26 protein-coding genes and 3 tRNA genes are annotated in these 21,226 nt (G+C 72.1%); 12 read left to right on the top strand and 17 right to left on the bottom strand.

The features are described from left to right. The first annotated feature begins 140 nt into the window (after positions 1–140). Positions 141–920 (top strand): L,D-transpeptidase, encoded by a 780-nt coding sequence (locus LO931_RS16420; RefSeq protein WP_229054943.1) that lies wholly within the window; start codon positions 141–143, stop codon positions 918–920. Positions 921–953: 33 nt separating this feature from the next. Here the strand turns inward: LO931_RS16420 and LO931_RS16415 are convergent, their stop codons facing one another. Beyond that, on the bottom strand, positions 954–1,394 hold the full coding sequence (locus tag LO931_RS16415) for a DUF6326 family protein (RefSeq protein WP_229054942.1): 441 nt from the start codon (positions 1,392–1,394) through the stop codon (positions 954–956). Positions 1,395–1,555: 161 nt separating this feature from the next. Here LO931_RS16415 and LO931_RS16410 point away from each other — a divergent pair, with 161 nt between their 5' ends. Continuing rightward, complete coding sequence (locus LO931_RS16410; protein WP_229054941.1) at positions 1,556–2,701, top strand: sensor histidine kinase; 1,146 nt, start codon at positions 1,556–1,558, stop codon at positions 2,699–2,701. Next, on the top strand, positions 2,698–3,357 hold the full coding sequence (locus LO931_RS16405) for a response regulator transcription factor (protein ID WP_229054940.1): 660 nt from the start codon (positions 2,698–2,700) through the stop codon (positions 3,355–3,357). Before LO931_RS16410 ends, LO931_RS16405 begins: the two co-directional genes overlap by 4 nt. A 161-nt stretch (positions 3,358–3,518) precedes the next feature. On the opposite strand, the gene LO931_RS16400 is transcribed toward LO931_RS16405, so the two are convergent. From LO931_RS16400 to LO931_RS16380, 5 genes are all read right to left on the bottom strand, one after another. Further along, positions 3,519–3,591, bottom strand: a tRNA-Ala gene (locus LO931_RS16400). Between the two features lie 40 nt (positions 3,592–3,631). Further along, positions 3,632–4,567, bottom strand: a complete 936-nt coding sequence (locus tag LO931_RS16395; protein WP_229054939.1) for a hypothetical protein — start codon at positions 4,565–4,567, stop codon at positions 3,632–3,634. Positions 4,568–4,668: 101 nt separating this feature from the next. Continuing rightward, positions 4,669–5,250 (bottom strand): GNAT family N-acetyltransferase, encoded by a 582-nt coding sequence (locus tag LO931_RS16390; RefSeq protein WP_229054938.1) that lies wholly within the window; start codon positions 5,248–5,250, stop codon positions 4,669–4,671. A 1-nt stretch (position 5,251) separates the two neighbouring features. Further along, positions 5,252–6,781, bottom strand: a complete 1,530-nt coding sequence (glp, locus tag LO931_RS16385; protein ID WP_229054937.1) for a gephyrin-like molybdotransferase Glp — start codon at positions 6,779–6,781, stop codon at positions 5,252–5,254. A 5-nt stretch (positions 6,782–6,786) separates the two neighbouring features. Beyond that, a complete protein-coding gene (locus tag LO931_RS16380) occupies positions 6,787–8,154 on the bottom strand; it encodes a UTP--glucose-1-phosphate uridylyltransferase (protein ID WP_229054936.1) in 1,368 nt (455 codons plus the stop codon). Positions 8,155–8,206: 52 nt separating this feature from the next. Here LO931_RS16380 and LO931_RS16375 point away from each other — a divergent pair, with 52 nt between their 5' ends. Further along, positions 8,207–8,806: a 5-formyltetrahydrofolate cyclo-ligase gene (locus LO931_RS16375; protein WP_229054935.1), complete on the top strand. Its 600-nt coding sequence runs from the start codon at positions 8,207–8,209 to the stop codon at positions 8,804–8,806. 9 nt (positions 8,807–8,815) lie between these two features. Here the strand turns inward: LO931_RS16375 and LO931_RS16370 are convergent, their stop codons facing one another. Together LO931_RS16370 and LO931_RS16365 are read right to left on the bottom strand one after the other, a co-directional pair. Next, a complete protein-coding gene (locus tag LO931_RS16370) occupies positions 8,816–9,853 on the bottom strand; it encodes a hemolysin family protein (protein WP_229054934.1) in 1,038 nt (345 codons plus the stop codon). Then, positions 9,850–11,247 carry a hemolysin family protein gene (locus tag LO931_RS16365; protein WP_229054933.1) on the bottom strand — a complete coding sequence of 466 codons (1,398 nt, stop codon included), beginning with the start codon at positions 11,245–11,247 and terminating at the stop codon, positions 9,850–9,852. Before LO931_RS16365 ends, LO931_RS16370 begins: the two co-directional genes overlap by 4 nt. Before the next feature lie 134 nt (positions 11,248–11,381). Here LO931_RS16365 and LO931_RS16360 point away from each other — a divergent pair, with 134 nt between their 5' ends. The 3 genes from LO931_RS16360 (at position 11,382) to mscL (ending at position 12,871) form a co-directional block, all read left to right on the top strand. Further along, on the top strand, positions 11,382–11,723 hold the full coding sequence (locus LO931_RS16360) for an FmdB family zinc ribbon protein (protein WP_304523526.1): 342 nt from the start codon (positions 11,382–11,384) through the stop codon (positions 11,721–11,723). Between the two features lie 65 nt (positions 11,724–11,788). Continuing rightward, positions 11,789–12,388 carry an SAF domain-containing protein gene (locus LO931_RS16355; protein WP_229054931.1) on the top strand — a complete coding sequence of 200 codons (600 nt, stop codon included), beginning with the start codon at positions 11,789–11,791 and terminating at the stop codon, positions 12,386–12,388. A gap of 96 nt (positions 12,389–12,484) precedes the next feature. Beyond that, the gene (gene mscL, locus LO931_RS16350; RefSeq protein ID WP_229054930.1) at positions 12,485–12,871 is read left to right on the top strand and encodes a large conductance mechanosensitive channel protein MscL; all 387 of its coding nucleotides are present in this window, start codon (positions 12,485–12,487) and stop codon (positions 12,869–12,871) included. A gap of 62 nt (positions 12,872–12,933) precedes the next feature. On the opposite strand, the gene LO931_RS16345 is transcribed toward mscL, so the two are convergent. The 3 genes from LO931_RS16345 to LO931_RS16335 form a co-directional block, all read right to left on the bottom strand. Next, positions 12,934–13,122 carry a hypothetical protein gene (locus LO931_RS16345; protein ID WP_229054929.1) on the bottom strand — a complete coding sequence of 63 codons (189 nt, stop codon included), beginning with the start codon at positions 13,120–13,122 and terminating at the stop codon, positions 12,934–12,936. Then, the gene (locus tag LO931_RS16340) at positions 13,115–14,029 is read right to left on the bottom strand and encodes an NAD(P)-dependent oxidoreductase (RefSeq protein ID WP_229054928.1); all 915 of its coding nucleotides are present in this window, start codon (positions 14,027–14,029) and stop codon (positions 13,115–13,117) included. Before LO931_RS16340 ends, LO931_RS16345 begins: the two co-directional genes overlap by 8 nt. A 61-nt stretch (positions 14,030–14,090) precedes the next feature. Further along, on the bottom strand, positions 14,091–15,029 hold the full coding sequence (locus tag LO931_RS16335; protein ID WP_229054927.1) for a PHB depolymerase family esterase: 939 nt from the start codon (positions 15,027–15,029) through the stop codon (positions 14,091–14,093). A gap of 85 nt (positions 15,030–15,114) precedes the next feature. On the opposite strand from LO931_RS16335, the gene LO931_RS16330 reads away from it, so the two are divergent. Then, positions 15,115–15,594, top strand: a complete 480-nt coding sequence (locus tag LO931_RS16330) for a DUF2975 domain-containing protein (protein WP_229054926.1) — start codon at positions 15,115–15,117, stop codon at positions 15,592–15,594. Then, complete coding sequence (locus LO931_RS16325; protein WP_229054925.1) at positions 15,594–15,800, top strand: helix-turn-helix transcriptional regulator; 207 nt, start codon at positions 15,594–15,596, stop codon at positions 15,798–15,800. Before LO931_RS16330 ends, LO931_RS16325 begins: the two co-directional genes overlap by 1 nt. Positions 15,801–15,817: 17 nt before the next feature. On the opposite strand, the gene LO931_RS16320 is transcribed toward LO931_RS16325, so the two are convergent. The 3 genes from LO931_RS16320 to LO931_RS16310 form a co-directional block, all read right to left on the bottom strand. After that, positions 15,818–15,891 (bottom strand) — tRNA-OTHER (locus tag LO931_RS16320). A gap of 19 nt (positions 15,892–15,910) precedes the next feature. Next, positions 15,911–15,983: transfer RNA gene (locus LO931_RS16315), tRNA-Arg, on the bottom strand. Positions 15,984–16,027: 44 nt separating this feature from the next. Beyond that, entirely contained in the window at positions 16,028–16,297 is a 270-nt protein-coding gene (locus LO931_RS16310) for a MerR family transcriptional regulator (protein ID WP_229054924.1), read from the bottom strand. A 189-nt stretch (positions 16,298–16,486) separates the two neighbouring features. Here LO931_RS16310 and LO931_RS16305 point away from each other — a divergent pair, with 189 nt between their 5' ends. After that, a complete protein-coding gene (locus tag LO931_RS16305; protein WP_370636158.1) occupies positions 16,487–16,747 on the top strand; it encodes a WhiB family transcriptional regulator in 261 nt (86 codons plus the stop codon). Here the strand turns inward: LO931_RS16305 and LO931_RS16300 are convergent. Together LO931_RS16300 and LO931_RS16295 are read right to left on the bottom strand one after the other, a co-directional pair. Next, positions 16,740–17,723, bottom strand: coding sequence for a 1-aminocyclopropane-1-carboxylate deaminase/D-cysteine desulfhydrase (locus LO931_RS16300; protein ID WP_229054922.1), 984 nt, complete (start codon positions 17,721–17,723; stop codon positions 16,740–16,742). The genes LO931_RS16305 and LO931_RS16300 overlap by 8 nt on opposite strands. After that, positions 17,720–18,262, bottom strand: a complete 543-nt coding sequence (locus LO931_RS16295) for a PGPGW domain-containing protein (RefSeq protein ID WP_229054921.1) — start codon at positions 18,260–18,262, stop codon at positions 17,720–17,722. The genes LO931_RS16300 and LO931_RS16295 overlap by 4 nt, the downstream gene beginning before the upstream one ends. A gap of 89 nt (positions 18,263–18,351) precedes the next feature. Here LO931_RS16295 and LO931_RS16290 point away from each other — a divergent pair, with 89 nt between their 5' ends. Beyond that, complete coding sequence (locus LO931_RS16290; RefSeq protein WP_229054920.1) at positions 18,352–19,659, top strand: cyclopropane-fatty-acyl-phospholipid synthase family protein; 1,308 nt, start codon at positions 18,352–18,354, stop codon at positions 19,657–19,659. Beyond that, a complete protein-coding gene (locus tag LO931_RS16285) occupies positions 19,656–20,459 on the top strand; it encodes a DUF1295 domain-containing protein (protein ID WP_229054919.1) in 804 nt (267 codons plus the stop codon). Before LO931_RS16290 ends, LO931_RS16285 begins: the two co-directional genes overlap by 4 nt. A gap of 38 nt (positions 20,460–20,497) precedes the next feature. Here the strand turns inward: LO931_RS16285 and LO931_RS16280 are convergent, their stop codons facing one another. Further along, positions 20,498–21,187 carry a metal-dependent transcriptional regulator gene (locus LO931_RS16280; protein WP_229054918.1) on the bottom strand — a complete coding sequence of 230 codons (690 nt, stop codon included), beginning with the start codon at positions 21,185–21,187 and terminating at the stop codon, positions 20,498–20,500. Positions 21,188–21,226: the final 39 nt, after the last annotated feature.

Below are 21,226 nucleotides of genomic sequence, written 5' to 3'. Positions count from 1 at the left end.
TCGTCCCTCTCGACGTTGGGCGAGGACGACGGACGCGCCCTCACCGCCTACATGACCACTGCGGGCGATTCGTCACAGGTCGATGTGGGCGACGTCGGGTTGACCGGCGCGCCTCGGTGCCGGGTCGTAGCGTGTGCGCCATGACCGACACCTCCCTGCCGGGCTGGACACGCCGTACCTTCCTCGTCGCCGCCGGCGGTCTCGCTCTCGTCCCGCTGGTCGGGTGCACCAACGACGACGAGGCCACGCCCGAGTCCGAGCCGGAGGAGACGTCCGGGACCGGGGCCGATCCGGAGGTCACGATGGTCGCGACCTCGATCGTCCCGTCCCTCCAGGTGTACGGAGAGCCGGGCGACCTCGACGACCCGGACGACGCAGGAGCCGAGCAGCTCGTCCTGAACCGTGCCGACGAGGCCTCCGGAGACGTCGTCCTGCTCGCGCTGGCGGCGGGAACCGCGTGGCTCCACGTCCAGCTCCCGGTCCGACCCAACGGCACCACCGGATACGTCCGGGCCCGCGACGTCCGCCAGAGCAGTCACACCTTCGCGATGGAGATCGCCCTCGCCGACCACGAGCTGGTCGTGACCCAGGCGGGCGAGGAGGTGCTGCGCTCCCCCATCGGCGTCGGCACCACGGACCGCCCGACGCCTGGTGGCGACTACTACATCAAGGAGCTCCTGCAGGCGCCCGACCCGACCGGCGTCTACGGGCCGTACGCCTACGGACTGTCGGGGTTCTCCAACGTCCTCACCGAGTTCGCGGGCGGCGAGGGCGTCATCGGCGTCCACGGGACCAACCAGCCCGAGCTGGTCGGCACCGACGCGAGCTCGGGGTGCATCCGGCTGCCGAACGACCAGATCACCGAGCTCGTCGAGAGGATCGGTCTCCCCCTCGGGACCCCGGTCACGATCCGCGCCTGAGCGCTGCGACTCGTGCCATGATCCGAGCCGGGGCTACCGGCGACGCGGCCAGGCCCAGGCGGACCGCAGGACGAAGCCGAGCAGCACGAGCTCGAGCGCGATGGAGAAGCCGTAGAAGTAGGCGTAGCTCCACGGCTCCCCCGCCGCGTTGAAGATCGTGACGGGCACGTAGAGCGCGGCCACGACGAGGTTCGCGGTGCGGTTGGCGCGAGCGGGCAGCGTCACGGAGAGCAGGATCATGAGGATCGGGACGGCCATGAGCGTGAGCGCCAGGGCGACGAAGGTCGGCCCGGTGTCGAACTCGTGGACGACGCCGTTGAGGATGTCGTCGACGACGCCGGGCTTGTAAAGCGCGAGGTAGTCGACGTAGATGTACAGGAACATGAAGCTGGTCCATGCTGCGGCGAGCCGCGCCTGCACGGGCAGTCGGAGGTCCTCCAGCGTGCTCTGAGTCGGGGTCGTCGTCGTGCTCATCGTGGTGCTCCTGGGGTCGAGAGGTGGGATGCCTCGACCTTCACGGATGCCGGCAGCCCGCACATCAGCCCGGGAGCCTGACTCGGGTTGACCCGTGGCACAGCCCGGCTCTCGTACTTTCGGGGGATACCCCGAGCGCGCGGGCTGCCTAGGCTGGCCGGATGGCCGCCACCGCACTGCGCTCGCTGTGGGCCGAACCCCGCCCCGCGGACGCCCCCCGCCGGGGACCGCGCGACGTGGTCCTGGTCGGCGTGCTGACCTGCTGGTCCCTGGCGGAGGTGCTGCTGCGGCAGGGTCTGGCGCCGCGCCCGCTGCTGCTGCTCGCGGCGCTGGCCGTCATCGCACCGCAGCCGTGGCGACGCTCGCACCCGCTGCTCTCGGCGGCCGTCGCGTTCGGCACGCTGACGATCGTCGACGTGGTCAGGATCCTCGACGACACCGACGGCACGCTGCTGAACAGCACGGCCGCGGCCCTGGTGCTGGCCTACGCCCTGTTCCGCTGGGGCTCCGGCCGCGAGGCGGCGAGCGGCCTCGCCCTCGTCCTGCTGTGGCTGGCCGTCACCAACGTCGCCGACACCACGAACCTGGCCGACTCGCTCGGCGCCTACGGCTTCTTCCTCGCCGCCGCCGCGATCGGCGTCGCGAACCGCTATCGCGCGCGGATCCGGGTGCGCGACCTCGAGCAGGCCAAGGCCCTCGAGCGCGAGCAGCTCGCGCGCGACCTGCACGACACGGTCGCCCACCACGTCTCGGGCATCGCCATCCAGGCCCAGGCCGGACGGGCCGTCGCCGCCGCCCACCCCGAGCGTGCCGTCGAGGCCCTGGCCGTCATCGAGGACGCCGCGACCCGCACCCTCACCGAGCTGCGCTCGATCGTCGGCGTCCTCCGCGCCGCCGAGAGCACCGACTTCGCACCGCAGCCCGGCGTCGCCGAGGTCGCGCAGCTCGGCACCGCCGACCGGACGAGTCCCCGCGTCACGGTGACGCTCTCCGGCGAGCTCGACGACCTCAGCCCGGCGGTCGGAGCCGCGATCTACCGCCTGGCCCAGGAGTCCGTCACGAACGCCCGCCGGCACGCCCGCCACGCCACCCAGGTCACCGTCACCGTCGCCGGTGACCCCAGCCAGGTACGGGTGACGGTCGACGACGACGGCTCCGCCACCGCCGGCCGCCCCGCGGCCGGCTACGGCCTGGTGGGCATGCGGGAACGCACCTCGCTCCTCGGCGGCACCTTCCACGCGGGCCCCGCCGCCGAGCGGGGCTGGCGGGTCGAGGCCGTGCTCCCCCGGACCGGGAGGCCACGATGAGCATCCGGGTCCTCGTCGCCGACGACCAGCCCATCGTGCGCACCGGACTCACGATGCTCCTCGACGCCCAGCCCGACATCGACGTCGTCGGCGTGGCCGCCGACGGACGCGAGGCGGTCCGCCTCGCGCTCGAGCTGCGCCCCGACGTCGGCCTGTTCGACATCCGCATGCCGCTGATGGACGGCATCGAGGCCACCCGACGTCTCGCCGGTCCCGACGTCGCCGATCCCCTGCCGATCGTGGTCATCACGACCTTCGACCTCGACGAGTACGTCCACGGCGCGCTCCGGGCCGGCGCCCGCGGCTTCCTGCTCAAGGACGCCGGGCCCGCCCTGCTGACCCAGGCCATCCACGCCGCCGCCGACGGAGACGCGCTCATCGCGCCCAGCGTGACCGTGCGCCTGCTCGCCGCCTTCGCCCACGCCCAGCCCTCACCACCGAGGCCGCTGATCGAGCCGCTCACCGTCCGCGAGGAGGAGGTGCTCGTGACCGTCGCCCGTGGCCGCACCAACCACGAGATCGCCGGCGACCTCCACATCACGCCCAGCACCGTCAAGGCCCACCTCGCCAGCATCATGCGCAAGCTCGGCGCCCGGAACCGCGTCGAGGTCGCGATGTGGGCCCACGAGACGGGGCGGGTGAACGCGCGGAGCTGATCGCAGGGACCAGTTCAGGCCCGGCGGCCTGCTGTCGCTGTCACCCGCGGGCGCTCGATCCTCCCCGGACCACGGTGCTGAATTCGCAGCTCAGCGCCCCACGACCAGGCAGCCCAACAGCAAGGGCCCCACGACGGTGTCGTGGAGCCCTGAGCTGCGAGTGGAGCATAGGAGATTCGAACTCCTGACCTCTTCGATGCGAACGAAGCGCGCTACCAACTGCGCCAATGCCCCAGGTCGATGACCGGGCAAGAGCCTAGCACCCCCGAGGGGATCAGTGACCGACGGCCCGGCGGGTCTCGGGACCCTCGTCACCGGTGGTCGCGGCCTCCTCGGCGTGACCCGGAAGGGCCACACCCTCGGCCTCGACGTGCCCCGACGACCAGGTACCGGCTTGCGCGAAGTCGATCGTGCGGACCGTGCGTCCGACGCGCGGCTTCGTGACGTACGTGGGCAGCGTGACCGGGAGCGGGTCCCAGAGGGCCTCACCCGTCGTGGCCACCGAGGGCACCGCGATCTGCAGCTGCTCGTCGAGCGCGTCGACCGAGAGCGGCTCCTGCTCCATGACCCGAACACGGTTCGGCTCGACGTCCTCGAACTGGTGCGAGACGACGAGCGTGGTCTCCTCGTCGGCAGCCGTGCCGCCGCGACGAGCCGCCGTCGTGCCGGCCTCGGCCGAGCGGCGCAGCGAGAACTTCTGCGGGCGGGGCATCGACGGCATGCTCAGGCCGAGCTCACCGCGCACCTGCACCCGGCAGGCCACGAGCCAGGCCGCCATGAAGGCGACCGGCACGGCGGTCCAGACCTGGGCGACGACCCCGGCCACACCGAGACCCGCCACCACGACCAGGGAGACGATCAGGGTGATGAGCACCCGCCGGCGCCGGCGCGCCGCGAGGCGCGCAGCAGCACGGTTGACGGGGCGGGGAGCTGCCTCGGTGACCGTTGCCATGGCGCGTGCCTTCTCGGAGGGGGTCTCGGTGTCGGTGTCGGTGCTCTTCTCGGCCTTCGGGGCAGGATCGGCACCGGTGTCGGTGTCGGGCTCTGCCGAGCGTGAGGGACGGGCGATGACCCGGCTGAGGGAGGAGAACGACCCGAGCGACGAGGTCTTGGAGGCCTCGTCGTACCGGCGGAGCATCAGGGGCACGACGTACGCCACCCACACGATGACGACGACGGCAAAGATGACGCCGCTGGCTCCTCCGATCACGTACAGAACGGTAGGTCCCGCAGCGGGCCGAACGTGGGAGCCTGCGCGTGTGTCGTGACAGAAGTTACGGATGTGACTCGGCGAGCACGATCCGTAGTCCGTCAGAGGCGGTCGAGCACCCGGCCGTGGACGTCCTCGGTCGTGAGCTGGAAGAGCCGGTGGTCGGACCACCGGCCGGCGATGTGCAGGTAGCGCGGCGCGAGCCCCACGTCGGCGAACCCCAGTCGGCGCACGACCGCCAGGCTCGGGTGGTTCTCGGGGCGGATCGCGATGTCGATCCGGTGCAGCCCGACCCTCGTGAACAGGTGGTCACAGACCAGCGCGACCGCGGTCGGCGTGATGCCGCGCCCCGCGTGGTCAGCCGCGACCCAGTAGCCGATGCTGGCCGAACGCGCCGAGCCCCAGACGATCGAGCTGACGCTGACCTGGCCGACCATCTCGCCGTTCCACGTCGAGACGAACGGCATCCCCTCGGACTGCTTGGCCCGCCGCCGGAGCACCGCGATCATCTGCCGGTACGAGGTCGACTGCTGACCACCCTCCGGCGGCAGCGTCGCGTCCCACGGGGTCAACCACGAGGCGTTGGCGCGGCGCAGCTCGGCCCATCGGCTCGCGTCGGAGCGGCGCAGCGGCCTGACCCCGATCGGCCCGTGGGCCAGCTCGACCTCCCAGGGGGCGGCCACCTCAGAACGGGCGGTCGAGCACGAGCGTCCGGACCGTGTCGCCGAGGTTGAGCGCCGTCTCGTCCTCTCCGACGACGACCAGGGCGTTGGCCTCGGCCAGGCGGGACAGGAGGAAGTCGTCGGAGTCGGGCAGCGGTGTCACCTTCGCGCCCCGGTGCGTGACCTCGAAGATCGCCGGCACGTACTGGCGACGGCCCGACGGCGACGCGACGTCGGCGGCGAGGACGGCGTGCACCATGGGCCGCCGGTAGGGGGTGCGACCCATGAGCCGCCGCAGGGCCGGGAGCACGAAGACCTCGAACCCCACGTAGGCGGCGACGCCGTTCGGGGGCAGCGTGATGATCGGCGTGTGGTCGTCGAAGACGCCACCGAAGCCCTGCACCCGACCGGGGTGGATCGCGACCTCGTGGAAGTCGACCGTGCCGACCGACCGCAGCGTCTGCCGGATCGCGTCGCGGTGGCCCGACGAGATGCCCCCGGTCGTGACGACGAGGTCGGCCCGCACGAGCTGCTCGCTCAGCACCCGGCGGAACTCCTTCGGGTCGTCGCCCACGGCGCCGACCCGGAAGGCGATCGCGCCAGCGGCACGAATCGCCGCCGCGAGCATGTAGCTGTTGCCGTCGAAGGAGGAGTCGTGGGAGACGTGGTCGCCCGGCTCGCGGAGCTCCGAACCCATCGAGATGACGACGACGCGCGGACGCGGACGCAGCGCCACCCGGTGGGCGCCGAGCGAGGCCAGCAGGCCGATCTCGCGGGCCCCGAGCACGGTGCCCGCCGTGATGGCGGTGGACCCGGCGACGACGTCGGAGCCGGTGCGCCGGATGCCCTGCCCGACCTCCGGGGCGACCTTCACGGCGACCTTCGACTGGCTGCGGTCGGTGTGCGAGAGAGGCACGACGCAGTCGGCGCCGCGCGGGATCGGGGAACCTGCGCTGATGCGGGCCGCGGTCGCCCGACTGATCGCGAACGGGCGGGACACGCCCGCGCGGATCTCGCCGGACACCGGAAGGACCGTGGGCGCGTCGACCGTCGCGGAGGTGGCGTCGCCGGCAGCGATCGCGTAGCCGTCGACGAGGGCCTGGTCGAAGCGCGGCAGGTCGACCGGGCTGACGTAGTCGGTGAACAGCGGCAGACCGAGCGACTCCACGAGCGGCTGGTCGTACGGCGCCAGGGGTCCGAGGCCGCGCAGGATCTTCTCGAGGTGGTCCTCCACCGTGAGCACGCCCTCGGCGATGCTCGAGGAGCGCGGCCGGGGCCGCGGACCGGGCGACTCGGGCTTGCGCTCGACGGGCGCGGCCGCGGCCGGCTCGCGCTCGGACTCCGCCGGCGCGATCGCCTCCGCCTCGTCGTCGGCGTCGTCGGCAGCCTCGTCCGCGGCGTCGTCCTCGGGGCCGCTCGCACCGTCTGCGTCGTCGACGTGGGTCTCGGGGTCCCGGTCCTCGGTCGTGGTCGACGCGGTGGTGGAGACGGGATCGACGTCGGGCAACGGGTCCTGTCCCGGCACGGCGTCGTCGCTGTCTCCGGAGACCATGGGGGTCAGCCTAACCGGGTGCCCTCCGCGACCCGTGCGGCCCGACCGGGCGCGTCGCCTGTTTTCGCGGTGGTCTCGTCGTCCTCCAGGACGACCTCCCCGGCGACGACGACGTCGGCTCCGAAGCTCCAGTCGCCCCGCACCGTGAAGCGCTCCGCAGACGCGAGGGACGGCACGTGCGGGAAGCGGGCCTCGAAGTCGGCGATCGTGCCGAAGTACCGCTTGTCGAGGTCGACCAGCGGCGGGGAGGTGGTGGCGCGGACGCGGAAGTCGTCGCCCACGCCGTACACGTCGGAGCGCAGCAGGAGGAGGTCGTTGGTCGTCTTGACCGGCAGGAAGCGGGCGCGGTCGACCTCGATCGCGGTGGCACCGTCGAAGACCTGCACGGCGGCGCCCATCGCGGTCTCGATCTGGATGACCTCCGGCGACGTCGGGTCGGCGGGGTCGACGACCTTGCGGTTGCGGATCAGCGGGAGGCCGAGGATGCCCTGGCGCTCGTCGAGCGTCTTCTTGAGCACCCGCAGGTCGAACCACAGGTTGTTGGTGTGGAAGTAGCGGTGGCGCGTGAGGTCGGAGGCCTGATCGGCGTCCTCGGACGGGGTCTGCGCCGTCTCCCGCAGGACGAGGCGACCGTCGCTGCGGCGCACCACGAGGTGGCCGCCCTTGACGTCGGCGGGCGTGCGGCGGCACACCTCGGCCGCGTACGGGGCGCCGGACCTGGCGAACCACGCCATCATCTCCGGGTCGGGAGCCGCACCGAGGTTGTCGGAGTTCGAGACCGTCGCGTAGAGGTAGCCCGCGTCGAGGAGCTGGTCGAGGATCCCCGAGGTCTGCAGCGCCGTGTAGAGGTCGCCGTGCCCGGGCGGACACCACTCGAGCTCGGGGTCGGCCGGCCAGTCGACGGGGGTGAGGTCGTCAGCGCGGAGCCGCGGCTCGAGGTTCTGCACGAAGTCCATCGGCAGCCCGGGGACCTCGATGCCGGGATGCCCGGCCAGCGCGGCCCGGGTGTCGTCGCGCGTGCGGAAGGAGTTCATGAAGATCAGCGGCAGCCGCACGTCGTACGCCTTCCGCACGTGCTCGACCTGGCCGACGATGATGTCGAGGAACGTCATGCCGCGGCGCACGGGCAGCAGCGACTTGGCACGGTCCATGCCCATCGAGGTGCCGAGGCCGCCGTTGAGCTTGATGACGACGGTCGCGTCGGCCGCGGTGCGGACGGCCTCGGGGTCGACCTCGAGCGTCGCGGCCCGCTCGATCCCGGTCAGCGGCTCGACGTCGGCCTCCGGGATCATCCCGGTCGCGCCCGCCTGCAGCTGGTCGTAGTAATGGGTGAAGACGTCGATCGCCTGCTGGGGCACGCCCGCGTCACTCATCCTCCGCTGCGCTTCCACCAATCCGTCCACGCCGACACGATAGCGTCGCAGCGTGGGTCCCACCTTTTCAGCGAAGAATGACCTACGTCGCATCCTGCTCGCCACGCGCCGCGGCCGCACCGACGCCGCGCTGGCGGACGCCGGACAGGCGATCGCCGCCCACCTCTCCGGCGACCGGGCCCTTCGGGGCGCCCGTCGGGTCGCCGCATACCTGTCGATGAAGGGCGAGCCGCCCACCGGACCGCTCCTGGCCGACCTGCGCGCGGCATGCGCCGAGGTCGTCGTGCCCGTCACGCGCCCCGACGGGACGCTCGCCTGGGTGTCCCACGACCCGCAGGCGGAGACGGTGCGCTCCGCGATCGGGGTCGACGAGCCGGTCGCCGAGCCCCTGCCCGCCTCGCCGCTGGGCGACCTGGACCTCGTGCTCGTGCCGGCACTGGCGGTCGACCACCACGGGCGCCGGCTCGGCCGAGGCGCGGGCTACTACGACCGCGCGCTCGCCGAGGTGGTCGCGCGGTCCGACCGGCCGCGTCCGCTGCTCTGCGCCGTGGTCTTCACCGACGAGCTGCTTGCGGAGGTCCCGCACGAGTCGCACGACGTGCCGGTCGACCTCGTGCTCACCCCCGGCGGGGTCTTTCGACCAGAGCGCTGACCGGCGGCCTCAGGCGCGCTGCACGTCGCGGATCTCGCCGACGAGCTCCTCGAGGACGTCCTCGAGCATGATGACGCCGACGACGTGCCCCTGCTGGTCGGCGACCCGGGCCATGTGCGAGCCGCGGGACTGCATGAGCCGCAGCGCGTCGAACAGCCCGGCTCCGACGGGGACCGTGACGAGCGGGCGGACCCACTTGTCGGCGATGACGCGGCCGCGTGCCTCGTCGTCGGTCTCGAGCGCGTCCTTGAGGTGCAGGTAGCCCGTGAGCTCGCCCGACTCGTCGCGCACCGGGAACCGCGAGAACCCCGACTCGGCGCAGGCGACCTCGACGTCGGCCGCCGTGGCGTGCCGGTCGATCGTGACGAGCACGTCCGTGGGGAGCACGACCTGGTCGATCGTGCCGCCCTGGAACTCCAGCGCGCCCTGCACCAGCTCGTACTCGTCGTCGTCGAGGAGGCCCTCGCGCCGCGACTCCTCGACGAGGTCGGCGACCTCGTCGTGCGAGAAGGTCGAGGCCACCTCGTCCTTGGGCTCGATGCGCAGGAGGCGGAGCGTGACGTTGGAGATGCCGTTGAGGGCCAGCACGATGGGCTTGAGCACCGCGACGACCGCCAGCATGAACGGGCCCAGCAGCAGGGAGGCCTTGTCGGGCGCCGCCAGGGCGAGGTTCTTCGGCACCATCTCGCCGATCACGACGTGCGCGTAGACCACGAGGGTCAGCGCGATCGCGAAGGAGATCGGGTGCACGAGGACCTCGGGCACGCCGAGCGCGTCGAAGCCGGGCTCGAGCGCGTGGGCGATGACCGGCTCGCTGACGGCGCCGAGCAGCAACGACGAGATCGTGATGCCGAGCTGCGCGGCGGCCATCATCAGCGAGACGTTCTCGATGGCCCGCAGGGCCAGCTTCGCGGTGCGTGAGCCCTGCGCCGCGGCGGGCTCGAGCTGGGTGCGCCGCGCCGAGAGCAGGGCGAACTCCGAGGCGACGAAGAGGGCGTTGAACGCCAGCAGCAGGACCGTGACGGCGAGACCGAGCCAGATGTTCATCGGCGCGTCCCCTCGGCGTCGGCCCGTGAGCGCACGACCGGGGCCGGGGGCTCCGGACGCTCGGCGGTCATCGTGAGGCGGTCGATGCGGCGGCCGTCGACGCGGTCGACGGTCAGCACGACGGGGAGCGGCTCGGGCTCGTCGTCCTCGTCCTCCGGCGTCGGGTCGACCATCAGCGTCACGACGTCGCCGCGCTGGGCGAGGCGGCCGAGCTCCTGCATCACGAGGCCGGCGACGGTCTCGTAGTTGGGGCCCTCCGGCAGCGGGATGCCGGTCTGCTCGAAGATCTCGTCGGGGCGGAGCAGGCCGGACAGCGACCAGGTGCCGTCGGTGCGGTGGCGGCTCGTGGCCGCGCCCCGGTCGTGCTCGTCGGCGATGTCGCCGACGATCTCTTCGACCAGGTCCTCCAGCGTCACGACGCCGTCGGTGCCCCCGTACTCGTCGAGCACGACGGCCATCTGCATGCCCTGGTCGCGCAGGAAGGCGAGCAGGGGGTCGAGCTCGAGGCTGTCCGGGACGGTCGCGGCCGGCGCGCAGATGTCCTCGATGCGCGTGGAGCGACGACGGTCGACCGGCACGGCGACGGCGTGCTTGACGTGCACCACGCCGACGATGTCGTCGGGGGTCTTGCCGATGACCGGGAACCGGGAGTGCCCCGTCGAGCGGGCGGCCTCGATCACGGCGGAGGCCGTGTCGCGGCCCTCCAGGAACGTGACCCGCACGCGTGGGGTGCGGACGTCGGCAGCCGTGCGGTCGCCGAACGTGATGCTGCGGGCGACCAGCCGGGCGGTGTCGTCGTCCATCGCCCCTTCCTGCGCCGAGCGCAGCACGAGGGAACGGAGCTCGAGCGGAGAGCGGGCGGACCTCAGCTCCTCCTGCGGCTCGACGCCCCACGACCGCAGGATCGCGTTGGCGGTGCCGTTCAGCGAGCGGATGGGCCAGGCCATGGCCTTGGTGAACCACCGCTGCGGCAGCTGGGTCCAGCGGGCGGCGGCCATGGGCACGGCCAGGGCGATGTTCTTGGGGATCAGCTCGCCGATCAGCATCGTGGCGAAGGTGCTGAGCGCCAGGGCCACGAAGTAGGACGCGAAGCTGAGCCCGCCGCCGCTCAGACCGAGGTCCTCGAAGGGACCGCGCAGAAGGCTGCCGATCGCGGGCTCGGCCAGGTAGCCGATCGCGAGGTTCGTGATGGTGATGCCGAGCTGGGCGCCGCTCAGCTGGGTGGAGAGGGTGCGCAGCGCCTTGCGGGTGCCGGCGGCCCCGGGACGGTTCTCCTGGACCGCGCGCTCGACCGCGGCGCGGTCGACCGTCACGAAGGAGAACTCGGCGGCGACGAACACGCCGCACGCGAACATCAGCAGGACGGCGACCCCGAGGAGCACGAGCTCGGTCACGACCGACCCTCCCCCGTGCGACCACGGCCGGCGGAAGGGGCGGTGACGGTACTCGGAGGCTCGTTCACAGTGGCGCCAACTGTACCCTTGAGCGGCAACGTCCACGAGTCGTCATGAGTGTCGGAGTCAGACCAGTGCCCACCTATCAGTACCAGTGCACCGAGTGCGGTGAAGGCCTTGAGGTCCAGCAGTCCTTCAGCGAGGATGCGCTGACCGTCTGCCCCGTCTGCCAGGGGCGGCTGCGCAAGGTCTTCAACGCCGTCGGCGTCGTCTTCAAGGGGTCCGGTTTCTACCGCAACGACTCCCGCGGCACCAGCACCTCGTCGTCACCCGGATCCTCCGGATCCGGATCCGGGTCGTCGTCGTCCGACTCCGGCAGCTCCAGCTCGAGCGGCTCGTCGTCGGCCTCGACCTCCACCCCGTCCTCGGGCTCCACGTCGTCCGGCGGCTCCGGGGGCTCGGGCTCCGCGGCCTGACCCCTCGGTCCACGCCCTGTGGACGACGTCAGCACGGATCGGCCGGCCGCACCTAGCCTGCCGGGATGGATCGACTCGACCGCCTCGTCTTCGCCCATCGGCGCCTGCTCGCCGCGGTCTGCGCCGGCCTGGCGGTGCTGCTCGTCACCGCGTCCTTCCAGCAGGACGGCGACAGCCGCGAGGCCGTGGTGGTGCGCGACGACCTCGACGCCGGCACCGTGCTGACCGCCGAGCACCTCGACACGGTCGACCTGCCGCGAGCGGCGGTGCCTGACGGTGCACTCACCGTCGTGAGCGCAGCCGTCGGCCGCCCGCTCGCCGGTCCCGTCCGTGCGGGGGAGGTCGTGACCGACCGCCGGGTGGTCGACGCGCGCGACCTGGTCGGCTTCGGCGTCGACGACCCGGCCCTCGTCACGGTGCGGGTCGCGGACCCCGCCGTCGTCGGCGGGCTCCGGGTCGGTGACCGCGTCGACGTCGTCGCGATCGATCCCGCGGGCGAGCTGTCGCCGTCGGTCGTCGCCCGCGGGGCGGTCGTGGCGACCCTCCCCGCCGCGACCCGGCTCGACGAGGCCGGCGACGCCGTCGGGCTCGTCGCTGCCGGCGAGATCGCGACCACCCTGGCCGCCGCCGGGCTCGAGGCCGGACTCACGCTGATCGCCCGTTGAGCAGGGGTGTGGGGTGCCACGGGTCTGGGCTACGTTGGCGGATCAGGGCTTCCCGCAGCCCGCTCTCCCGACCTCAACCATCTCGAAGGGTGCGACATGATCAAGGGTTTCAAGGACTTCCTGCTTCGCGGCAACATCGTCGACCTCGCGGTCGCCGTGGTCATCGGTACTGCGTTCACCGCGCTGGTCGCTGCGTTCACCGGCTCGTTCATCAATCCGCTCATCGGCCTGGTCGGCGGCGGAGGTGTCGACGGCGGCACCTTCACGGTCAACGGCCAGGTCTTCACCTACGGCGCGTTCATCAACGCCGTCATCACGTTCGTCCTGACCGCTGCGGTCGTGTACTTCGCGATCGTCGTCCCGATGAAGAAGCTCAACGAGCTCCGAGCCCGCGGCGAGGAGCCGGAGCCCACCGGCGTGGCCGAGGACATCGAGCTGCTGCGCGAGATCCGCGACGCCCTGGTGGCCCGCCGCGACCTCTGAGTCGCCGCGGCACCAGCCACGCACGAGCACGGGACCGGCCCTCGGGCCGGTCCCGTCGCACGTCAGCCGTGGTGGGGCGGGACGTTGCGACGCAGGTCGTCGTCGTTGCCGCCGGGGTTCTCGCCCCAGCCGGCGTCGGTGTCGTCGCGGGTGCCACCCGGTTCGAGGTCACCCAGCAGCTCGGCCGCCCGGCGCAGTCGGGCCCGGCGCGCCTCCTCCGCGGAGGGGGTCGCCTTCTCGGCGTCAGCCACGGGCCCGCTCCTGGGCGGGAGTCGTGAGCCAGCCCGTGCCGAGCGTCGGCCACGCCGGCGCCCACCCCGTCACGTCGGCGAAGCGCTGCGAGCTGACGCGCTGCGATCGTGTGAGGATCTCGAGCTTCTCGGCCCCGACCCGCCTGACCCAGGACGGCAGGGGCCGCGGCGGCGGGCCGCCCGCGACCTCGGCGACGACCCCCGCGAACTCACTGCGGCGGACCGGCTCGGCCCCCACGTTGTAGATCCCGGCCGGCGCCTGCAGGGCGTGGGCCACCGCGGTGCCGACGTCGGACGGGTGCACGACGTGCATCCAGGACCGCGGGTCGCCGAGCGTGAAGGCGCGACCCGAGGCGGCCCGCCGCACCTGCCAACGCGTGTTCGGATCGGTGCCGGTGACCAGGCCGAGGCGCAGCGAGACCGCCCGCCCGCCGTCACGCGTGAACCCGGCCATGTGGTCCTCCGCGACGACGATCGGCTCGGTGGCGCGGGAGACCTCGACCAGGCCGTCCTCGTCGATCCAGTCCTCACCGGCGTCGGCGTAGACGAAGCTCAGGCTCTGGTGCACGAGGACGCTGACCTCGGCGCGGCGGGCCGCGGCCGCCACGATGCGGGAGCCCCGGATGCGGAGGCGGTCGATCTCGCGCAGCGAACCGGGCCGCAGGGCGGCGGAGCCGACCGGCACCTTGGTGGCGAGGTTGGCGACGGCGTCGCAGCCTCGCATCGCCTCGGCCAGCTCCTGCACGTCGAAGAGCTCAGCCGAGACGGGACGGGCTCCCAGGTCGGTCACGGTGCGGGCGGCCTCACGGGAACGGACGAGGCCAGTGACCTCGTGCCCGGCGTCCAGCAGTGCGGCGACGGCAGCGCGGCCGACGACGCCTGACGCCCCGGTGACGAACACCTGCATCGGACCACTCACCTCCAGACCGGGTTGCGCGGATCCTCGATCCTACGCGAACCGCCTGTGCTCACTTCCGGTCGTCGAGGCCGAAGAAGGTGATGACCTCCTCGGTCGCGTCGATCGAACGGGTCGTGACGCCTGCCGCGGGCAGCTCGGGCGCGCCGGGCCAGGTGTGCCCTCCACCGTCGATCACGTAGGCCTCGATCCGGGACTCCGGACAGGCCCACTCGAACTGCTGGACGTCCTTCGCGAGCACCTCGTCGGTCGGTTCACCACACGCGTCGTGGGCGATCCACTGCTGCAGCGTGTCGGCGACCGGCGCCACCGGACCGATCGCCGTCTGGCCGCCGCTGTAGGGGACGATCGCGTCGGCCGTGCCGTGGAAGTAGATGAAGGACGACGGCGGGGCGCTGCCGCACTCCTCGCCGTACGAGATGTAGGCCGCGCCGGCGAACGCGACGAACGGGGCGTCGCCCTCGCACGCGACCTTGAACATCAGCGCCGAGCCGTTCGAGATGCCCACCCCGTACTGCTGCTCCGGGTCGCCGCAGTGCCGTTCCACGGCCGCCGTGGTCACGGCGTCCACGAACGCGAGGTCGGACTCGGGGTCGTCGAGACCTGCGTCGAGGTCCCAGCCGACCGGGTCGCCGGTGCCGCGCGGGGCCACGATGATGAGGCCGTACTCGGCCGCCGCCTCGTCGAGACCGGCGTAGGCGACCGCCTCCTCCGGCTCCTGCCCGAGGCCGTGGAACAGGTAGAGGACGGGGATGCGCTCGTCGGTCGGGAGCCCCTTGGGGGCATAGAGCAGGTACTCGCGCTCGTCGCCTCCGACGTCGACCTTGTGCACCACGTCACCGCGCTCCGAGGCCACCTCGCACGGACCCGTGGGCGGGAACGTCGGTTCCTCGCCCTGGTCCTTCGTGTCGGGGCCCGAGGTGCAGGCCGCGAGCATGACCACGACGCTGACCGCCGCCAGGCCTCGAGCGAGCCACCTTCTCGTCCCCATGGCACCAGTCTGCCGGACGCGCAGCAGGAGCACGCCATGAACCCCACCTCTTGATATTCGATAGATAATGGTCGATCATCGATGCATGACCCGAGACCGTGCGGCGATCGTCGCCGTCAAGACCGCCCTGGCCGCGCTGCTCCTGCTGCTCCTCGTGCTGCAGCTGTTCTCCTTCCCCGGCCAGTTCGCCCACCAGGCCCAGGAGTCGCCCGACGAGGCCTGGCTGCGCTGGCCGCTCACCGGGCTCGCCGCCTTCTGGATCCTGTGCGTGCAGGTCGTCGTGGTCTGCACGTGGCGCCTGCTGACGCTCGTGACCCGCGACGACATCTTCAGCGAGGCCGCGTTCGCCTGGGTCGACACGATCATCGGGGCGGTCACCGCCGCCTGGGTCGTGCTGGTGGGCGTCTTCCTCGCCGTCGGCTTCACGGCCGACGACCCGGGTCTGCCGCTCCTGCTGTTCCTGGTGGTGCTGCTGGGTGCGGTCGCCGGGCTGCTGCTGGTCGTGATGCGCACGCTGCTGCGCCGGGCGTGCACCCTGCGCACCGAGATGGACGCGGTGATCTGATGGCGATCGTCGTGCGCATCGACGTGCAGCTCGCCCGGCGCAAGATGGGGGTCGGCGAGTTCGCCGAGGCCGTCGGCCTGACCCCGGCGAACGTCGCGGTGCTCAAGAACGGCCGCGCCAAGGCGGTCCGCTTCAGCACGCTGGAGGCGATGTGCCGCGTCCTGGGGTGCCAGCCGGGCGACCTGCTCGAGTTCGTCCCGGACTAGGTCCGCCTCACGCGCGGTGCCCCCGAGAGGATTCGAACCTCCGACCTGCGGTTGAGGACAACCGCTGCTCTGTCTCACGAGGTCCGAGGGCTGTCGACCACCACGCGCGGTGCCCCCGAGAGGATTCGAACCTCCGACCTGCGGTTTAGGAAACCGTTGCTCTATCCCCTGAGCTACGGGGGCGGGGGATCACCGGCCCTGGCTCTCCGGACCGGGCGATCGCCTCATCATCCCACGGGCGGTTCGTCGTCCAGCACGACCCGCGCCGCCGACTCCGGCGTGGCGCCGCCGTCGATGAGCTCGGCCATGCGGCGCACACGGGCGATGTCGTCGGCGTTGTAGCGCCGGTGACCCCCGACCGTGCGGACGGCCGGCCCCACGTCGTAGCGGCGGTCCCAGGTGCGCAGGGTCGACGCGGCGACACCGAGCTGGTCGGCTGCTGCACTCACCCCCCACGTGAGTCCGTCGGGCTTCGCGCGCTTGCTCCGGCTGGCCATGGCGGCCTCCCCTTGGTCGACGACGCACTCCGACCATAAAACTTGTTCAGACACCTTGCACTTCTGAACAAGTTCTGAGTAGGTTATGAATCGGTTTCGAACGCAACGGAACCGCGGCCACATCGGCCAACGGAGCACGGTTGTGAGACCAGGGGGGCCTCAGACATGCCGAACCTCAAGCGACTTCCCATGCCTCTGATCGAGGTTTACGAATGGCAGCACTCCGGGGCCTGCGTCGGCCTCGACTCGTCCGTCTTCTTCTCGCCCGAGGCTGAGCGCGGAGCTGCCAAGCAGCTGCGCGAGCAGGGCGCCAAGGCCGTCTGCGGCCGGTGCCCCGTCCTCGAGCAGTGCCGCGACCACGCCCTCAAGGCGCGGGAGCCGTACGGCGTGTGGGGCGGCCTGACCGTCGACGAGCGGGACCACCTGATCCGCGAGCGCCGCGTCAGCTGATCGCACCCGGGCCGCGGGGCCCGTGCGTGTTCAGCACCAGGACGGGGCCGGCGGTGCGCGACGCGACGTCGCGCACCGCGGCGAAGGCCTTGGCGGTGTACACGGGCTCGAGCTCGAGGCCGTCGGCCCGGGCGGACTCCAGCGCCGCGACTCCCTCGGGCGTCGTCGCGCCGTAGGTCTGCCCCAGATAGGCGTCGGTCGTGGTGAGATCGGACTCGTGCACGACGTGGTCGATCGTGGCGCCCCGGCGCTGCAGGAGCTCGACCGTGCCGTTCGCGAGCGTGGCCACGACCTCGGCGTCGAGGCGGAACGCGTCGTTCACGACGATGCCCAGCACCTGCGAGGACAGCCCGCCGAGGGCGAGCCCGACCGTCAGACCGGCTGCCGTGCCGGCCGAGCCGACCGCCGTGACGACCACCGCGGGTTCCGGCAGGGCGCCTGACCGGACCTGCTCGGCGATCTCGAGCCCTGCGTCGACGTAGCCGAGCGTGCCGACGGGCGACGACCCACCGGCGGGCAGGTAGTAGGGCAGGCGCAGACCCTCGCGATGGCGCCACAGCAGCCCGGGTGCCGCGAGCTTGAGCCGGCCCACCGACGGGTAACGGTGCACTAGCGCGCCACTGGCCTCGAGCCGGTGCAGCTGGTCGCGCACGTGGTCGTCGACGGGCTGGTCGACCAGCCCGAGCACCGTGCGGAGCCCGTGCTCGCGCCCGTAGAGGGCGGCGGCCAGGCCCCAGTGGGTGCCGATGCCGCCCACCGTGAACAGCGTGCGCCGGCCCCGGCGGTGCGCCTCGGGGATGATCCACTCCAGCTTGCGGACCTTGTTGCCGCCCCAGTCGCCGTCACCGAAGACGCTCTCGTCCTTGAGCCAGACCTCGCCGCCCCACCCCTCGAGGCGCCGCACCGGCGTGGGGCGCGTGCCGAGCGCGACGTGCGGCAGGTCGGCCTCGGGGAACCGGTCGTGGAGGAGCGTCACGCCTCGGCCGGCTCCACCGGCTCGATCACGTCGGCCACGGCGGGTGGGAGCACCGGGGTCTCGGGCTCACGCCACCTGACGAAGCTGTAGACCAGGAGTCCCCAGGCCACCAGAGCCGACACGATCACGCCGATGCCCGTGACCCAGCCCTGGGCCGGCAGCTCGGGCCCGAAGCCCACGTTGAGGACCTCGAACTCCGGGATGGTGGGCCCGACGATCCAGACGACGCCGACGGCCAGCAGCCAGAGCCCGCCGAAGGCGCTGGCCACGATGCGGGGCCAGGTGGCGACGCCGTACCGGGCGGCCTCGACCGCCTTGACCTGCAGGCGGTCGCGCAGCTGGCGGGCCCACGAGTAGTGACGGGCCAGCAGCGCGAAGCCGCCGACGATGATGAGCATGCCGGGACCGGGCAGCGGCATGAGCACGATGCCGACCGGGATGAGCACCCAGCCGAGGATCTCCGAGCCTGTGCGGTCGACCCAGGCGCGCAGGCGTCCGGCCCAGGTGCGGCGGCCGGTGGATCGACCCTCCCCGTTCATGCCTCCATGATGCCACCGGGGGCCGACACACTGCGGGGGACCGACGATTTCAGTTGGCGCGAACAGCACGCACACGGTGGAATGGTGCGGTGACTGCAGCCTCTCGCCTTCTCGCCCTCGCCGAGGACGTCCTCGGCCTCTCCCTCCCGATCCGCCTGCGAGCCTGGGACGGCTCCGAGGCCGGACCCGCCGACGGACCCGTCGTCGTCATCCGCGACCGTGCCGCCATCCGCCACGTCCTGTGGCAGCCGGGCGAGCTCGGCATCGCCCGCGCCTACGTGCAGGGTCACCTCGACGTCGAGGGCGACCTCGGCGACGGCCTGCGCGTCATGTGGGACGCCGTCCGCGTGGCCCGTGCCTCCGACCCCGACGCCGGACGACCCGACGTGCGCCCGAAGCACGTCGCCCGCGCGCTGGGCCTCGCCGCCCGGTACCGCCTGGTCGGTCGCCGTCCCGCGATCCCGCAGGCGGAGGCGGTGCTCACGGGCGACCTGCACAGCCGTGAGCGTGACCGCGCGGCCATCAGCCACCACTACGACCTGTCGAACGACTTCTACGAGCTCATCCTCGACGAGACCATGGCCTACTCCTCCGGCTACCACCGCGAACCGTCGTGGTCGCTGCACGAGGCGCAGGTCGCCAAGCTCGACCTGATCTGCCGCAAGCTGGGCCTGGAGCCCGGCATGCACCTGGTCGACATCGGCTGCGGGTGGGGCTCCCTGACCTTGCACGCCGCCGAGAAGTACGGCGTCCGAGTCACCGGCGTGACGCTGTCGAGCGAGCAGCGCGACTTCGTGCACAAGCGGGCCGCCGAGCGGGGCGTGGGTGACCGCGTCAACGTGAGCCTGCGTCACTTCCGCGACCTCTCGGGCGCCGGCGTCGGCGACGGCGAGATCGACGCGGTGGCCTCGGTCGAGATGGGCGAGCACGTCGGCGACGCGGAGTACGAGGTCTTCACCTCCTCGATCTACCGCTACCTCCGCCCCGGCGGTCGCGTGATGATCCAGCAGATGTCGCGCAGCAACGGCGCGAAGGGCGACCGCCCCGGTGGCGGTCCGTTCATCGAGACCTACATCGCGCCCGACATGCACATGAAGCCGCTGCACCGCACGCTCGAGCTCATCGCGGGCGCCGGGCTCGAGATCCGTGACGTGCAGGCGATGCGCGAGCACTACCCGGAGACCGTCGCCGGGTGGGCCGCGAACCTCGAGCAGAACTGGGGCACCGCGGTGGCGCTCGTGGGCGAGGAGATGGCCCGCGTCTGGCGCCTCTACCTCGTCGGCGGAGCGCTGGCGTTCGAGGAGAACCGCATGGGCGTCGACCAGGTCGTCGCGGTCAAGCCCTCGCCGGCCGGTGTCAGCGACATGCCGACCTCGCAGCTCGCCTGGCTGGCATGAGCGCTGACGTCACGGTCAGCCTGACCGCTCTCGGGGTCGGGCTGGTCGTCGTGGTGGCCGTCATGGCCGCGGGCCTGACCAGCGCGAAGCGCACCGAGCGGCTCACGATCGTCGACACCCTGTGGCCGCTCGGGTTCGTCGCCGTGGGTCTGTCCAGTGCGCTCGTGTCACTGTCCGGCGACACCGACCCGGTGCTGCCGTGGGTGCTGGCCGGGCTCACCGCCGTGTGGGGCCTGCGCCTCGCGGGCTACCTGCACCGCCGCAACCACGGCAAGGGCGAGGACCCGCGCTACGCCGAGCTGGCCGAGCAGGACGGACGGTCCTTCGCCGAGGTGGCGCTGAAGCGGGTCTTCCTGCCCCAGGGCATCGCGATGTACCTCGTCGCGACGCCTCTCATGGTCGGCGCCGGCACGCAGGATCCCGTGTGGTGGCTCGTCGGCGTGGGTGCGGCGGTCTGGCTGCTCGGCTTCGTCTTCGAGTCGGTCGGCGACGCCCAGCTCGCCCGGTTCAAGGCCGACCCCGCGAACCGCGGCCAGCTCATGGACCAGGGGCTGTGGCGCTTCACCCGCCACCCGAACTACTTCGGTGACGCGTGCGTGTGGGCCGGCCTCTGGCTCGTCGCGGCGTCGTCGTGGGTCGGGATCGCCACCGTGATCAGCCCGGTCGCCATGACGGTGTTCCTGACGAAGGTCACGGGCGCGGCGAACAACGAGAAGGGCATGAAGAAGTCCAAGCCCGGCTACGACGAGTACGTCCGCCGGACGAGCGGCTTCATCCCCTGGTTCCCCAAGAAGGCCTGACTCCCGTGCGGTGACCACGGGCCGAGCCGCGTGCCGTCTCAGCTGGAGACGAAGATGTGCACCGCGGCGTCGTGGTCGATCTCGGCCGACTCGCCCTGGCGGGCGATGACGACCCCGTCGTGGCCGCGGCTCACGAGGACGTCGTTGCCCGGGAGGGCACCGACGCGGCGCAGGACCGACATGACCTGCGTGTCCTTCTGGATCTCCTCGGCGATGCGGCGGACGACGAGCCGCTGGGGCTCGTCGTGGCCGGAGACCGCGCGGGGCAGCGACTGCACACCCTCCAGGAAGTCACCGTCGTCGACGTCCTCGCCCAGCTCGGACAGGCCCGGGATCGGGTTGCCGTAGGGCGACTCGGTCGGGTGCTCGAGCAGCTCGATGAGGCGACGCTCGACCTGCTCGGAGATCACGTGCTCCCAGCGGCAGGCCTCCTCGTGGACGAACTCGAACTCGAGCCCGATCACGTCGGTCAGGAGTCGCTCCGCGAGGCGGTGCTTGCGCATCACGCGGGTCGCGAGCTGACGGCCCTTGTCGGACAGCTCCAGGTGGCGATCGCCCTCGACGCTCAGCAGCCCGTCGCGCTCCATGCGCGCGACGGTCTGGCTCACGGTCGGTCCCGACTGGTGGAGGCGCTCGGCGATCCGGGCGCGCAGAGGGACGATGCCCTCCTCCTCGAGCTCGAAGATCGTGCGGAGATACATCTCGGTGGTGTCGATCAGGTCGCTCACGAGACTCATTCTTCCATGAGGTGCGCGACGCGGAGCAAG

Source organism: Aeromicrobium sp. Leaf350 (assembly GCF_916858655.1).
GTDB lineage: Bacteria > Actinomycetota > Actinomycetes > Propionibacteriales > Nocardioidaceae > Aeromicrobium.
Note: the sequence above shows the minus strand (reverse complement) of the source record. Positions and strands in the feature narration are given on the sequence as shown.